Origin of the sequence: Dysgonomonas sp. HDW5B (assembly GCF_011299335.1) — a bacterium.
Taxonomy (GTDB): Bacteria; Bacteroidota; Bacteroidia; order Bacteroidales; family Dysgonomonadaceae; genus Dysgonomonas_A.
In genome coordinates, this window is sequence record NZ_CP049858.1 from 3,534,808 (window position 1) to 3,551,510 (window position 16,703).

Annotated in this window: 12 protein-coding genes; all 12 read left to right on the plus strand. The window is 35.8% G+C overall.

Annotated elements, in window-relative coordinates:
• Positions 1-29 precede the first annotated feature (29 nt).
• The 12 genes from G7051_RS14600 to G7051_RS14655 all read left to right on the plus strand — a co-directional run bounded on the left by G7051_RS14600 (position 30) and on the right by G7051_RS14655 (position 16,653).
• Positions 30-1,046, plus strand: a complete 1,017-nt coding sequence (locus G7051_RS14600; protein ID WP_255493252.1) for a DUF3575 domain-containing protein — start codon at positions 30-32, stop codon at positions 1,044-1,046.
• 134 nt (positions 1,047-1,180) lie between these two features.
• Positions 1,181-2,656, plus strand: coding sequence for a DUF3868 domain-containing protein (locus G7051_RS14605; RefSeq protein WP_166201394.1), 1,476 nt, complete (start codon positions 1,181-1,183; stop codon positions 2,654-2,656).
• Between the two features lie 290 nt (positions 2,657-2,946).
• Complete coding sequence (locus G7051_RS14610; RefSeq protein ID WP_166116588.1) at positions 2,947-4,218, plus strand: Mfa1 family fimbria major subunit; 1,272 nt, start codon at positions 2,947-2,949, stop codon at positions 4,216-4,218.
• A gap of 189 nt (positions 4,219-4,407) precedes the next feature.
• Positions 4,408-5,346 (plus strand): FimB/Mfa2 family fimbrial subunit, encoded by a 939-nt coding sequence (locus tag G7051_RS14615; RefSeq protein ID WP_166201396.1) that lies wholly within the window; start codon positions 4,408-4,410, stop codon positions 5,344-5,346.
• Between the two features lie 37 nt (positions 5,347-5,383).
• Positions 5,384-8,080 (plus strand): FISUMP domain-containing protein, encoded by a 2,697-nt coding sequence (locus tag G7051_RS14620; protein ID WP_166201398.1) that lies wholly within the window; start codon positions 5,384-5,386, stop codon positions 8,078-8,080.
• Positions 8,081-8,270: 190 nt separating this feature from the next.
• Entirely contained in the window at positions 8,271-9,119 is an 849-nt protein-coding gene (locus G7051_RS14625) for a peroxiredoxin (protein WP_166201400.1), read from the plus strand.
• Positions 9,120-9,308: 189 nt separating this feature from the next.
• On the plus strand, positions 9,309-10,436 hold the full coding sequence (locus G7051_RS14630) for a clostripain-related cysteine peptidase (RefSeq protein WP_166201402.1): 1,128 nt from the start codon (positions 9,309-9,311) through the stop codon (positions 10,434-10,436).
• Positions 10,437-10,709: 273 nt separating this feature from the next.
• Positions 10,710-12,140: an SDR family oxidoreductase gene (locus tag G7051_RS14635; RefSeq protein ID WP_166201404.1), complete on the plus strand. Its 1,431-nt coding sequence runs from the start codon at positions 10,710-10,712 to the stop codon at positions 12,138-12,140.
• A 114-nt stretch (positions 12,141-12,254) separates the two neighbouring features.
• On the plus strand, positions 12,255-13,088 hold the full coding sequence (locus G7051_RS14640) for an AraC family transcriptional regulator (RefSeq protein WP_166116601.1): 834 nt from the start codon (positions 12,255-12,257) through the stop codon (positions 13,086-13,088).
• Positions 13,089-13,300: 212 nt separating this feature from the next.
• Positions 13,301-14,359: an NAD(P)-dependent alcohol dehydrogenase gene (locus tag G7051_RS14645; RefSeq protein ID WP_166201406.1), complete on the plus strand. Its 1,059-nt coding sequence runs from the start codon at positions 13,301-13,303 to the stop codon at positions 14,357-14,359.
• 238 nt (positions 14,360-14,597) lie between these two features.
• Positions 14,598-15,260: a response regulator transcription factor gene (locus G7051_RS14650; protein ID WP_166201408.1), complete on the plus strand. Its 663-nt coding sequence runs from the start codon at positions 14,598-14,600 to the stop codon at positions 15,258-15,260.
• A 4-nt stretch (positions 15,261-15,264) separates the two neighbouring features.
• The gene (locus G7051_RS14655) at positions 15,265-16,653 is read left to right on the plus strand and encodes a HAMP domain-containing sensor histidine kinase (protein WP_166201410.1); all 1,389 of its coding nucleotides are present in this window, start codon (positions 15,265-15,267) and stop codon (positions 16,651-16,653) included.
• The last annotated feature ends 50 nt before the right edge of the window (positions 16,654-16,703 follow it).

Below are 16,703 nucleotides of genomic sequence, written 5' to 3' on the forward strand. Positions count from 1 at the left end.
GATCTCGGTATGGGCTCAGTTTGATCAAGATGTCACTTTTTTTACTTTGCTTTTTTACTTTTCCGATGCTTTCGGCACAAGACCAAAAAGTGACTATTGCGGTAAATAATACTCCTTTGAATGATGTATTTGCTCAAATAGAATCTCAAACAAAATATTCTTTTGCTTTTGTCAATTCAAGTTTTGATGCAACACGTAAAGTAACGATATCCGTTCAGAATACAGATTTGAGCGTAGTATTAGATAAATTACTAAAAGGTACCGGTTATTCTTACACTATAAGAAAAGGTCGTATTTTTTTATCCCCGGTTAAGGTAGAAAAAAAAGAGGAAAAATTGATAACGGCTAAAAATATTGAAGAAAAGTCAATTGTATCTGTTAAAACAGGAACTAAGACAAAGAATATAGATGTAGAACCTCTATTCATCTCTGAAAAGAAGAATATAGATGCAGAACCTTTATCTACAGTAAAAGATTCTTTAGATATAAACAAAACAGTCGAGATATTGAATCGTTTAGCCGATCAGAAGCTAACTTATTCAAAAACACCTCTATGGGCTGTCAAAAGTAATTTGTTACTAGACCTAACGGGTTCTATTAGCCTTGGAGCAGAAGTCAAGACGGGAGAAAGATATAGTTTTGATTTATCAGTCAGTTACAATCCTTGGGAATTTAATGTTAATAGAAACTGGAAACATATACTCGTTCAACCAGAGATACGCTATTGGTTATGTGAACCTTTCAACGGACATTTTTTTGGATTACACGGACTTTATGCCCATTATAATTTGTCGGGACTTCCGTTTTCGGATTATATGAAGAATAGTCGCTTGCAAGGAGATCTGTATGGTGTCGGCTTAAGTTATGGATACCAATGGAGTTTGTCGAAACGCTGGTCGATTGAAGGAAGCTTCGGAGTGGGGTATGTTCATGCCAGTTATGATAGATATGCTTGTAAAACCTGTAGAGATTATATAGGTAGTGAGAGTAAAAATTACTTTGCACCTACTAAAGCATCATTGTCTCTGATCTATTTTATTAAGTAAAAGTTGGCAATAGACAGTCGAAAATAAAACAGTGCTAATATACTTGGGTATAAGTTAGCTCGGGAAATTATTGTCTCTAAATAATATATATATAATCCATCTAAAGCCTGCGATTAATGGCTAAAGTAAATAATATGAAACGATTACCAATATTTATACTATTCATACTGATTACATTGGGGGTATCAGCAAAAGGATATACAGGGCAAATCACCTTTGTTAGCAACGAAGTTAAGGAGGTAAATGATAGTCTTCAGATATACTTCAAAGTAAATATCCGTGCAGGAGCTGTCAACGATTGCAGTGCTATGTATATAACCCCTCAGTTGCTTTCGGGCGAATCGGTTATTGAATTTCCTTATCTGCTCGTTTCCGGAAATAAGAGATATAACCTGATGGAAAGATGGGAATCATTAAATAAACATAGCTCTCAACCTAATGCGCCCTATGCAACTATTATAGCGAAAGAGAATACAGATACGTTGCTCAGTTATAATTTCAAGGTTCCGTATGAGATGTGGATGGATAGTGCACGTTTTGTGATTAAGCAGGAAATAACAGGATGCCGAAACGAAAATCACCTGTTTACTTTCCTTATGAATAATAAGGTCGGTCTGAAACCTCATACCCCTTATCAGGTAAATACCTTGGTAGCTTATATAGAACCGAAGGCAGAACCCAAAATACGCAAAATACAAGGGCAGGCATACCTTGATTTTCAGGTAGGGCAATCGATTATCCGTTCTGATTATCGCCGTAATCCTGAAGAATTAGCTAAAATAAACGAATTAGTAAAAGATGTGATCAATGACCCCGATATAAAGATCAAAAGTTTATTTATCGAGGGATACGCGTCGCCCGAAGGTTCATATGCAACTAATGACCATTTGTCGTATGCACGGGCAATAGCTCTGAAAAACTATATGAAAAGTAAATTCGGCTTATCGGAGAGTTTATTTCGGGTGAGTAATGTTGCCGAAGATTGGGATGGACTCAAAGTGTTGATACCAAACAGTAATGTTACACATCAGGATGAGATAATAGAAATAATAGATAATACAGACATTTTTGAAGGGCGTGAACTGAAATTGATGAAGCTGGCAAACGGTGTACCTTATAGAAGCATGTTGAACGAATTATTCCCTCAATTAAGGCGTGTTGAATACCAGATTAATTTCATGGTGAAGGATTACACGCTGAGTGAAGCTAAAAATTTACTGGGAAAGAAAGAATCTCAACTTAGTCAACTCGAGCTTTTTCAAATAGCACAAAGCTATGGCGAAGGCAATAACGAGTTTGTCGAGATATTGGGTGAGATAATTCCTAAATATTATCCGGATGATCAAACAGCAAATAACAATGCAGCTGCTGTTCAGATAAAAAATAAAGAATTCTCTCTGGCCAAAAGAACTTTATCAAAGGCTGGTACTAATCCGTCAACATTAAATAACATGGCAATAATTCTATTACAAGAAGGCAACCTGGATAATGCCGAAAAACTATTCAAAAAAGCTTTAGAAGGAGGCTCCATTGAAGCACATCATAATTTACGTGAGTTAAAACTGAAACGTGAAGACAATGTGAAATTGGAACGATATAAAAGTAAGTAAGTATAATAAAGTAATTAAGAAAATGATCTTGGAGTATGAAAATGTAGTAAATAGCTAGTGTGTTGGTAATCATTAGAAAAGCATTAGAAACCAAGAGGTTAATTCTAACATTTTTCTAACGGAATCTATAAGATGTTCCTCAAATGATATGCTTAGTTTTGCATTATAAATTAGAACAGTCGATAATGTCAAAACAGAAATAAAGTATAAAAAAACTGTAAACAGAAATTATTAGATAAATAATTTATAAACAAAGAATCAAAAAAAAATTAATTTAAAACAATCAAACGATGAAAGTATTTTTTAATTATTTAATGGCAACAGCTGTCTTGGCAGCAGGTTTCACAAGTTGTTCAAACGATGACGATATAACTGGTAACGGTGGTAATCCGATTCAAACTGGTAAAGCAACAACATTCACGCTTTCGATAGCTCAACCAAAAACATATGCAGCAGATCCAAATGCTACGGTTGACGAAACTAAAATGAACACAGTGGATGTATTTATCTTTAACGATGCTGATGTATTTGAAAAACGTGAGCGTTTAAACGGTTCAGATTTTACTCCTTCTACAAGCAATGAATATACTGCTAACAGAACAATTGCTACAACTGTGGGAGCTAAGAAAATTTATGTAGGTGTTAACTTATCTGACGAATTAGCAAGAGATGTTGCAAGCAGAGGCTTGACAGCAATACAACAAGTATCAAGTGCAAATGATCTTATGAATCCTACAAACGGATTTGCGATGTTTAACAAAGTGGCTTCAATCGCAACATTTGTAGAATCTACCGATCCTACTGCTTCAACAGCTAACAAAGTATCTGCAACTGTAGCACGTTTATTAGCTAAAGTATCAGTAGAAAAAGGAGCTGCACTACAGTATAATGTACTGGGTGGAACTGTTTCAGACTTACAGTTTTCGTTAAGTAATATTACAAAATTGTATTATATGCTTCCTAGCGTATCAGGCTATAGCCCTGCCAGCACACTAGCTGATTTCTATAAAGAAAATTCTTATAAAGCGGTTAATGCATCTGGTACTGCTATTACTGCCGGAAATGTATCCTATGCTTTAGAAAACGCATCTGCTCAAAGTCTTGAAGGATTTTCAACTTATGCTTCTATCCGTGCTAAATTCTTACCAAGTAAAGTCGTGAAATTAGCTACAGCAGGAAATGGCGCTAGCGGATTGGTTAACGAAACAACTCCGGCTACTCCTCAAACATTTTATGTGGTAGTAAATGCAGGTGTGAAATATTACTTCTTAAGTCAAGCGGATGCAGCTGATTACAATACTGAAATAAATGGAGGTTCTGCTTCAACGATGATTACTTATACTGACGGATATTGCTACTACAAAGCATATTTGAATCCTGCTGTAGATTACAACATCTATCGTAATAACCTTTATAAAGTAAACATTACAGCTGTTAATGGTGTCGGTGAAGGTGGTGATAACATTATTGATCCTACTCACCCAATCTCTAAACCAACTAACATTACTGTGGATATCGTAGTTGAACCTTGGGTTGAAAATACTCAAGATACTGAGATCTAATAAGATTATAACGGAATACGTTTAGCATAACAAATTCCCCAAACAGTTAATACCGTCCGCAAGGTACTATTGCCTTGCGGTACGGATTAACCTAAAGGCTTCTTTCTATTATTTTTTACATGATTATCAATTATTAGATAAAACATCATTTTGAAACGAATGAGCCAATTGCTTATAAAGAAATTTATAATGAAACGATTTAATTATATACCACTATTATTTTTGACACTTTTGTTACCAATGCTCAATTCGTGTATTGATCAGAAACTGGAAGACTGTCTTCCTGAAAATAATGGTATTCGTATTTATTTTACCCCCACAGCAAAAAGCTATGCAGGTACAATGCTAAACCCCGAAGAGGTAAAGGATATAAAGTTATTTATATTCGATGAAAAAGGGAATTATTTACGTACAGAGCATGATGCACAGCCATCGTTTAGTTCTGATTATTATATGACTCTATTCTTAAATCCGGGTATTTACACTTTTGTATCATGGGTAAATCTCGAAAAACCTTACAACCAAAATGAATATTCGACATTGGAAGAAATGCGGGTATACATCGAAAAAGATAATGAGGACATTGTCCGTACAAATCCACATGCCTTGTTTCAGGCTTATGAAACATCAGTAAATATAACAGATCAAAAAGATCAGAAAGTAAGATTATCTCTTACTCAAGATATAAATACAATTAATGTAAAAACAAAGAATTTCGTGCCTGTTGGTTCCAATTACCAAATGACTATCACTGCACGTAATGGCATCTATAAATTTGATAATTCATTTGCCTCGAATACAGATGAGGTTCACTATATAAGTTCTATGCAAATAGGAGACGATTCGGAGTTATCCGGTACACAAAATATACTCAGACTGAGCGAAGAACGTAAAGATCCTATACTGAAAATAGATAATCCGATAACAGGGATTGTAGTGTATCAGGCAAAATTAATGGACTTGATCGCTAATATAAATGCTAATGGAACTGTAATTGATATTGATAATACACATGTATATGATATTCTATTGACTTTTATACCAATGCCTAATCCCGGACCACCACATGTAGGTATTACAATATCTATCAATGGATGGGTTGTTAATGAGGAAAGTGCTGAATTATAACAGAATCAGATTTTAAATAGAAAAAACAGAAGAACTAATGAAACAGTTATTTTTTTATATACTATTCTTATTCGTGGCTTTAGCCGGTTGCGTTGACGACCATGAAGATGGAAATTATCCTTCGCCAACTAAAGAGGGAGAAGTGAAAGTACCATTTAGTATAAACATGCCTGCTCAAATGCCAAAGACTTATGCCTTGGATGAGAATGATGAGAACGAAGTGAAAACTATTGATATCTTAGCTTTTAAGGTAAATGGTAATGACGAAACCTTCGCTTACCGTGCACAGGCCGAGCAAGGGTCGATAGTGGATGATGGAGCCAATAATAAAAAGAAATTTATTGTTACCCTGAAAAAAGATGGTACCCAAACATATCGTTTTGTTGCTCTCGCAAATGCAAAAGATGAGCTGGATAATATTTTTGTCGGAGGTATTGCGGTAGGAACATCAAAAGATGTTGTAATGCAACAATTACAATTGACAGGTGTAAATAAATGGAATGTAAACAATGGAACTGAGGGATATCTTCCCATTCCAATGTGGGGAGAGACTACAAACAACATAGTAATCCAAGATAATACAACGATTACCGATTTGAAACTACTTCGCATGGTTGGTAAAATCAATGTGAAAATAGACCCTTCGATAACCGAAAGTAACTTTGCTCTATCGAGTGTATCTCTATACAACTATTATACTGCCGGACGAATTGCCCCCGATCAAGCCAATCTGGTTTCGGGTAGCAGATCAACCGTTGATAAACCTACGGTGATAGGTGTTACCACCAAAGGACCGATCAGTTATGAAGGCTCGGGTATCGTTACCAACAATAGTATCCTGAATAATATATATACTTTCGAATCGGTAGTTCCTAAAAACCAGTCTGAAGTAGATATGAGTAAAGTAACTACTCTGGTAGTAGGAGGTAAATACGATGGAGCAGCTACGGTTAGTTATTACCGTGTCGATATAGCTAATGGAAAGAACTATCTGGATATATTGCGTAACCATTTATACACCATTAATATAACTAAAGTGAAATCGGCGGGGTATTCTACTAAGGAAGAGGCATTCAACTCACGACCTATTAATATCGAAGCAGAGGTTGTTGTATGGGATGAGGCTGCTATAGGGAATATCGAGTTCGACGGACAGTTTATGCTTGCGGTTTCTCAAGGAAAGTTTGATTTTACGAAAAGTGTCTACAACGCATATAGTGACGGAAATACAGTGAAAATTACTACCGACTATAAGAGTAACGATGGAAGCGTACAAGGGTGGAAGGTATCGTCTATTGTAGATGATAGTGGTAACCCTATAACCGATTGGTTAACAACATCGGTAAGTAGCGGTAATGCCGGCGTAACTACAAATATGCAGATATTCTTAACAGAGAATAATTCGGGACAACAACGCAAAGGATATATTCATATCAGTGCCGGAAGACTTACTTATGTTATTGAAGTGAACCAAAACTTAGTTCCCCCCTTATCTTTAGTTATTAAGGATGTAGTGAATGGCGAAGAAATCGGCGAACTTATATTTGTGAGTCAAACAGCCAATGAAGTTCCCACAGCACAACAATTTACAGCTTCTTGGATGCCGATTAATGTGGAATGTGATTTGTCAAGCACAGGCTTATCGGGAAGTCCATTTAGTTTCTATACAGGATCGGATACTCCCGGACAAGGAACCTTTATAAAAACGACTGCAAACGGTACAGGTAAACAAACCTATACTATTAGGCCGACAGCGTTTACTCAGACTGAAATTAATAATAATCCTCTGATCGAGAAATCTTCTAAAATAGACTTTTTAGTGTCGAATGGGGTCAATTTTAAATCCAAAACAATTTACCTGCGTCAGATACGCTATGGACTGAAGGCTACATTGAAAGATGATTATATACTTGATGGTACTCAACAAAGTCTGAATATCAAGTCAAATAGCCTTTGGAAAGTAAAAAGTATAACCGATAGCCAAAATTTGTTAGCATCTTTTGATGCGAGTCAAAACGGCGGATATAATGTCCAGACCGGAGATACATTCCTGTTTACATTGAAGCAGGTAACTACTGCTACGGATGTGGGGGCAAGCATAACTTTTACATTTTACGATCCTAGTGGCAAATATGCCGATGTTAATGTTACGATAAACCCTATAGCGTGTGGAGCAGGAGGAACTGCAGCACCATTAAAGATTGGTAATAATACGTATATGACCCACAAATATGGAACGAAATGCTGGATGGTGGAAAACTCAAGAGAAGGAACATCAAATGCTGTGAATTTCGGAGGAGTTATTAGTGGAACCACATGGACGAATGGGTCGACCTATTCGCCGGGAACAAGTAATGGACAGTATTATTATGGGGATAGTAATCGAAATTCAGCATGTCCTACCGGCTGGCATTTGCCAACGGCTGGAGAAGCTGCAGATTTAGTCTCTGCTGTCACTACTGATATATCGCAAAACAATGGAACTAAAGGTGCTCAATGGTGGGCGGGACCCTCTGTTCTGGGTCTAAATTCAAACAGTGCGACTGCTGCTTTGACCGGAGCTGCTTTATATTACAACTCGGGAGGATATTCTTATCGTTGGAATTTTTGGTCACAACGAGGGTATTGGTGGATAAATGGTGGAACAAACCTAATTGGAACTTCATCCAACTTAACTACTCAGAGTGGTAATAGTACTATGGCATTTTTACCTGTGCGATGTGTTCAGAACTAAAATAATACAAATCAGTATATAATCAACAACGGAGAATATGGTTCTTCGTTGTTGATTTTTGATTGCAATATATAAATCATCAAAAAGAGAATTTGAATTCTAATATATTTCTAATGAGTGATTTAGTTTATCCGGGAAAGCTATGTTTATCTTTGTAGAAGCTAAAAAAAACAAAGAAAAATAAATTCAAATGAATAAAAGAAACTTAGTTATATCTAGTATACTTCTGCTGTTGGCAATTACTGTTGCTTCGTGCGGAAAACAGGAACAGCATTATATAGAGAAAGTCTTTAACAAGATGATCAAAAGCAAATCTTCCGAAGAAATAGCAAAAGCAAATTCTTATACGATTGATTCACTCAATTTTGTTGAACTTGATTCGCTCGGTCTTACAAAAGAATATATAAATGTGTGGACAAAAGCATACATAGATAGGAGTGCTACAGAAGATTTGGTAAGAGATTCTAAAAAACTGATAGACCGTCTCGAAAAGCAATCACCAAAAGACATCGAGGTTTTTATAAAAGCCATTGCTAATAGTAATACTCTGGCAGAATATCCGAATGTTGCTGCTTCTATTGTAGCTTATCCCTACGGCGTAGATGTATCCTCTGATGAATATAGCGAAATAGCTACACGCCTGTTTATCTCGACAAAATTACCGGGTAATAAAGCTCCTCAGATTGAAGGGTTACAACCTTTGGAAGGTGTAAATTCGACTTTAGTCTTATTTTACGATGGAAGTTGCGGAATATGCCAGAATCTTTTAGAAGAGTTAGATCATAACTACGATAAACTGAAAGCTAAAGGAGTTAGAATAGTGACTATATCGGCAGATGGGGACAAGGATACCTTCGAAAAGAAAATCGCTAAATATCCATGGCCAGATAAACTTTGCGACTATCAGTCGTTCAACGGAATAAACTTCAAACGTTTTGGTATAGCAGCTACACCAATGATGTTTGTAATAGATAAAAATGGAGTGGTAATAGACCAATTCAGTAACTTAAAAGATACAAACTTAATCCAAAACATTTAGACGAATTAATCCAGAGTCCATAGAGTTAATAGATCTAATCCGTATTGTTGTTGTTTAGATCCTTAAACAGTTAGTCTATTAACATCTATATCAATCCATGTGGACTGTGAAGTTCGCATGGGTTATTTTAAAAACTTATTATATACCGATTAATTAAGGTCTCACACCTGTTTAACTTATAAATAGAAAATGAATAAAATAATAAAAATAGTTTTGATTGCTTTTTTCGGGATATTCTTCATATCCTGTGAGAAAGATGATAACAGCAATTATGTATTGCCTGCATCCACTCAACATGTAATTTTGGTGTATCTGGGAGGTGATAATAATTTATCATCCGAAACTTATCAGAAAATAGAGTCTATCAGAGAAGGATGGCAAGGCGGAGCCGAAAAAAAATTATTGATATATACTGATCCTGCTGATGCAAATCCATCTTTAATAGAAATTGTTAGAGAAAACGGGCAGAATACGAAAAAAATAATCCGCAATTATGACGAAGAAAATTCGGCAAGTAAAGAAGTTTTATCTCGTGTAATAAGGGAGGTTACCAATCTTTATCCGTCTCCGTCATATGGCTTGATTGTATTTTCTCATGCTTCGGGTTGGTTACCCGGAGGTACATTGACGAGCCCCCGATCCATTGTAATGGATAAAAAACAAGAGATGGAATTATCTGACTTTGCTCAGGCTATCCCCGATAAAACGTTCGATTATATTATATTCGAAGCCTGTTTCATGTCAGGAATCGAAGTCGCTTATGAGTTAAAAGACAAGACCGACTATATTTTAGCATCTTCCGCTGAAATTGTTTCTCCCGGCTTTACTTACATATATCCTAAGAACATAAATCATTTATCGGGGTCTTTATCAGGTTTGCGAGCTTTTGGCGAAGATGCTTTTTCATGGTTCGATAATAGGTCAGGGTATATGCGGTCGGCAACATTCTCCATTATCAATACATCACAACTCAACTCTTTAGCTGATTGGGTGAAAAGTAATTGTAATCAGGACAATAGTATTGATATAAATACAATACAGTACTTCGACAGGTACTCTTATCGTTTGTTCTTTGATTTTGAAGACTATTACAGCTCACTTCTGGAAACAGATAAGCAGAAAAATGAATTATCAGCTTTGATCTCGAATTGTATTGTCTGGAAAAATGCAACTCCCTCTTTTATGAAAGACTACAATGGTTTTGATATCAAAAAGCATTCGGGCCTCACAACCTATATTTCTCAGGAAAAATATCCGTTTTTTAATAACGAATACCAACAACTGAAATGGTTCAAGGCTTCTAGTCCGAAGAAGTAACTTTAGGTAGTATATAAAGTACTATTCATATAAAAACGATCAAACGATTATATAATGCGTTTGGTCGTTTTTATGCTTAATCTCATTTTTATAAATACTTAAATTTGATGAGGCACTTTCTTGTGGAATTGTTTATATAAGTATGAATGGAGAGTATCCAGAGCAGACGGAACAAATGTTTTCTTATACTGATTCAGTAATTGGCTATTATGTTTTCACTGAAAACAAACAATAGTAGCAGTATTATTGTTTTTATAGCAAACAAACTTTGTAATGAAAATATTATTGACCGGTGCAACCGGATATATTGCTCAACGTCTTTTGCCTGTTCTTGTCGATGCTGGTCATACAATTGTGTGTTGTGTACGAGATGCGAGAAGGTTTCATATTGAGGATCACTGGCAAAAACAGGTAACAAAGGTTGAAGTTGACTTTCTGAAACCGGAGTCATTAATTAATATACCCTCAGATATTGATGTGGTTTATTATCTGATACATTCCATGTCCACCTCGTCAGGTAATTTTAGTGAAATGGAACAGCAATCGGCACAAAATTTCGTTAAAGGTATTGAGACCACTGATGCCAAACAGATAATCTACTTAAGTGGGATTGTTAATGATGATCATTTGTCAAAACATCTGCAGTCACGTAAAAATGTTGAAACGATCCTTTCCGATTGCAGCGTGGCATTAACTACTTTGAAAGCAGGTATAATTGTAGGATCAGGAAGTGCCTCTTTCGAAATAATGCGCGATCTGGTAGAGAAACTACCGATAATGATTGCACCTCGATGGCTTAAAACAAAGTGTCAGCCGATAGCTATCCGCAATGTGATTCAATATTTGTCGGGAGTATTGCTTAATGAGCAAACGTATCATCAAAGTTTTGATATCGGAGGACCTGACGTGTTAACTTTTAAGCAAATGTTATTGCAATTTGCCGAAGTTCGAAAATTGAAGCGTCATATCTTGGTAGTACCTTTAATGACTCCTAATCTTTCCTCTCATTGGTTATATTTTGTAACCTCGACCAACTTTTCATTAGCTAAAAATCTGGTTAAAAGCATGAGTGTCGAAGTCATTTGTCAACCGAATAAACTCGGAGAGCTAATCCCTATAAGACTTATACCGTATAATGAAGCCATAGAGTTAGCTTTTGATAGGATAGATCAAAACCAGGTATTGTCAAGTTGGACGGATGCCTTGACCAGCGAAACCCTTAGAGAAGGTATATCGGCATATATTTCGGTTCCTCAAAAGGGATGTTTCCATGATAAACGAATCGTAAAACTCGATAATCCCGATCTTGCTTTAGATAATATATTTGCTATTGGAGGCAAACGAGGTTGGTATTATGCCAATTGGTTATGGGTTATTCGCGGTTTATTAGATAAAATGGTCGGCGGTACAGGTATTAGACGGGGTAGAAAGAATGATACGGATATATCTCCGGGTGAAGCTCTTGATTTCTGGCGGATATTGGTTGCAGACAAAGATAAAAAACGCTTGCTGTTATATGCCGAAATGAAGCTACCGGGCGAAGCTTGGTTAGAATTTAAGATCAATACTCATAATGAATTGGTACAAACAGCTACCTTTCGCCCTTTGGGATTGCTTGGGCGTCTCTATTGGTATTCGGTTCTCCCTTTTCATGCTTTTATTTTTAAAGGTATGGCTAAGAATATTGCGACAAAAAAATATTGAAATAGCAGTTAAAGGGATTTGAAAGATTAAGCCCTGTATTATAACAAGTTTATTTTATTTTCTGCAATAGTTGAGCCAATAAACAAAGTATTATCTTTGTGAAAAAATTACATAATGGAACCCGAACGCAGTGAATCTCTAACATTCAGTTACTCTGATATATTTTTCAGTTATTACTTCGACAAAGAAAGATATTGTCGTCCTATGGTTTTTGATCATACACTTGTATATGTTTATTCGGGCGAATTTATATTGCAGGAAAAGAGCAAACGGACGGTAGTACGTAAAGGTGAATGTGTTTTCCTGAAAAAAGACAATCGGGTGAACATGACAAAACAGCCTCTGTTTGACAAAGAAGAGCCTTTCAGAGCTATATTTATGAAATTTAAACGTAGTTTTTTGAGAGACTTTTATCAAACGCTTGACAAAAGTAAAATTCCGACAGAAGTAATCAAAAAGAATGTAAGTGTTGTAAAGCTTAGCCAAAGTCCCGATGTAACCAGCTTGTTTCAATCGATGGTTCCTTATTTCGATTCAGCAATTAAGCCTGCTGATGAAATGATGAATCTGAAAGTCCAAGAAGGAATTATAACCCTTTTACATATGGATAAAGTATTTTATCAATACTTGTTCGATTTTACAGAACCTTGGAAGATTGATATTCTCGATTTTATGAACAACAATTATATGTATGAATTGTCGATAGAAGAAATAGCCAACTTTACTGGACGAAGCCTTGCAACTTTTAAACGTGATTTTAAAAAGATTAGCTCTACTTCTCCTCAAAAATGGTTGATTGAGAAAAGACTAAGTGTAGCATACGATAAAATTAACGATGAAAATAAAAAAGTTTCGGATGTTTACCTCGAAGTTGGATTCAAAAATCTATCTCATTTTTCTAAGGCATATAAAGAAGCATTTGGGCATGCTCCTTCAAAATTGGTTTGAGCCACAAAACAAAATTATTTGAGCTTTCTGGCAAACTTGTGATGCGATTTACCGCTTAACTTTGTATAGTGACTCTAAAAGTGCTATTGTAGCAGTAAGGAGGCAGTTGTAAATAAAAAACTACCTGCTAATAGCATTGTAGATACTACTCCTGCAAGGATTACCGGAAAAAAATTAATATTAGAATAATTATAGAAACAAAATAAACGAATATGAAAACAAGTAACGTTAAAGCATTTGGAACAATAGCAGCTGATGCTGATTTGAAAGAAATGAGTATTGAACGTCGTGAAGTAACGGCTAAAGATATTGAAATAGAAATTCTCTATTGTGGTGTTTGTCATTCAGACTTACATACAGCACGTAACGATTGGGGAGGATCTGTCTACCCGGTAGTTCCCGGACACGAAATAGTTGGCAGGGTAACTAAAGTAGGTAATGAGGTAACCAAATTGAAGGTTGGAGATTTAGCCGGAGTTGGATGTCTTGTCGATTCATGTAGAGAATGTAATAGTTGTGACCATGATTTGGAACAATATTGCTTAAATGGATTTACCGGTACTTATAATGGACATGACAAGCATTTAGGAGGGCATACTTTTGGCGGTTACTCTCAAAAAGTGGTAGTAGACGAACATTTTGTATTGAAAATTCCAACCAACTTGAATCTGGCAGCTGTCGCACCTTTGTTATGTGCAGGTATTACTACCTGGTCACCCCTCAGACATTGGAAAGTAGGCAAAGGAAGTAAAGTTGCGGTTGTAGGACTTGGCGGACTTGGACATATGGCAATTAAACTGGCTAAGGGCTTAGGAGCAGATGTTACTTTATTCTCGAGATCGGAAGGGAAAGTTAAAGATGGAAAAGAGCTTGGAGCTGATAATGTTGTAATCTCTACCGATGCAGAACAAATGAAATCGGTATTAGGAAAGTTCGATCTGATAATCGATACAGTGCCTTACGCACATGATGTGAATCCTTATGTCGCAACATTGGCAATAAGCGGTACACTTGTGTTGGTTGGATATCTGGGAGATTTAGACCCAATGTTAAATACTGTTCCTATGATTATGGGACGAAGAGCTGTAGCTGCTTCAGTTATCGGAGGTATTGCCGAAACTCAGGAAATGCTTGATTTTTGCGGAGAGCATAATATTGTTTCCGAAATAGAAATTATCAACATGCAAGACATCAATACCGCTTATGAAAGAATGTTGAAGAGCGATGTGCGATACCGCTTTGTTATCGATATGGATTCTTTGAAAAAGTAAAAAATAATCAAATGATAATTTTAGATATAGTATAATTAGAAATACTTGTCATCATTATTCAAAGAGCAGTAAACGGAGGATGAAATCACCATGTGATTCATCCTCTTTTGTTTTTTAGTATATTTTTGTAGTGTAACCATATTATCCATCTATTTGATAATTAGCATAAAAAAATACATAGAAAGACAAAGACAAGTAAAATATTTTATCTTTGTGCCATTCAGTAAACAATAGAACTATGCACATTCTTATAATCGAAGACGAATCCGGTATTTATAATTTTCTGAAACAAGGTCTTGAAGAAGAGGGATATAGTACAGCCATCGCCGTTGATGGCGAAAAGGGTTTGGAATACTTTAACAATAATCAGGTTGATCTGATACTTCTCGACTGGATGTTGCCTCGTATGGGGGGAATCGAAGTCTGCGAAGCTATTCGTCGAGAAAATACAGAGATTCCTATTCTATTTTTAACTGCCAAAGATACCGTAGAAGAAACGATCAAAGGATTAAAATCCGGAGCAAACGATTATATAAAAAAACCTTTTAGCTTTGATGAACTATTGGAAAGAATCAAAGTTCATTTTCGTAAAAGAAAAGAAGACGGATTACTCACTTTAGGTTCTATTTCACTTAATAAATCGACCTATCAGGTTACGAGTTGCACCGAAGAGGTTGCTCTTACTCAGCGTGAATTTGAATTGCTTGAGTATCTTATAAAGAATAAAGGAATAGTCTGCTCCCGTGATCAGATAATAGAGCATGTGTGGAATATAAATTTTGAATATGACACGGGTGTTATTGATGTTTTTATCAATGCAATTCGCAAGAAGTTGAATATGGATAAAGACAATGGATATATAAAAACGATACGGGGAGTTGGTTATATAGCAAATGATTGAAAGTATGTATAATTTTTCATTTAAAAATAGAATAGCATTTAATTACATCATAAGTACAGCTTTATTGATTGGAGTTGTATTTATGATCATTTATGTTGTGGTGAAAATTAGCGTATCCAATCATCTTGATCAGGATTTACAGCGTGAAGTCGATCGTCATTCGAAAGAAATAGAAGTAAAAGATGGAGTTATTGCTTTACGAAAGCATACCGAGTGGATGGAGCGTGAGCACAATACAGTGGGGGTAGACCCTGTATTTATTGAATTTCTGGATGCCGAAGGTAAGCTCATTGATAAGTCTCCCAACCTGAAAGACAGTGAACTTTTGTACACCCCAAACTATGTTGATAATATAGTGACGGAGGGTAAACTTGCCGACAAGAAAATAAGACAGGAACAAGTTCCTATATACGATGACGATGAAATTGCAGGTTATCTGTTGGTGGCTGTATCGATAGAAGGATCGACAGTCGTTCTGGAAAGTTTGAGGCATGTACTATTAATCTCTTACCCTTTCATCCTTCTGATATTGTTCTTTGTTGCTCGAATTATTGCAGGAAGGAGCATCAAACCTATCAATGATATTATTGAGACATCGAATGCCATAACCCGCGACAATCTTATTTCACGCATACCTCTGCCTCATAATAAAGACGAGCTATATATTCTTTCTGATACCATCAATAATCTGTTGGACAGAGTGGAGCAGACTATCGAGCGTGAAAAATCATTTACTTCGTATGCATCACACGAGTTTCGTACACCTCTGGCTGTACTCAAAGGTACGTTGGAAGTGCTGATCAGAAAGCCGCGAGGACAGGAAGAATATGAAGAGAAAATCAATTATTGTATCAAAGAAGTGGATAGGCTGAATCATTTAGTTGATGAACTACTTATACTTACACGATATGAGAATCAGAAACAGTCTTTAAAACTAGAAGATACGTCAGTCGAGAATTTAGTTTCTATTTGTTTAAAACGTTTTTCGAGTCAGATTCAGAATAAAGGTATTCAGGTACATACAAATATCACACCCGAAAATATCAGAATAAAGACAGATAGTTATTTATTTTCTACAATTATCAATAATATACTTTCCAACGCCATAAAATATTCTGAACAAGGGGGAATAATAAGGGTTGATGTTACCAACGAAAATAATACTATAATTTTTGTTATTAAAGACAATGGTATGGGCATTGCCCAGAAAGATATGGATAAAATATTTGATAAATTCTATCGTTCATACGAAAACGACCACCCTCAAATCAAAGGTTTTGGATTGGGACTTGCCATCGTTAAACGTTTCAGTGAATTACTTCAAATTAAAATTGAAATAGCCAGCCAAGAGGCCAAAGGTACTGTAATAACATTAGCGATACCTCAATCTTAAGCAAATCTTAAGCATCGTTTTTTAACATTACATTACCTTTACTCGTTAAA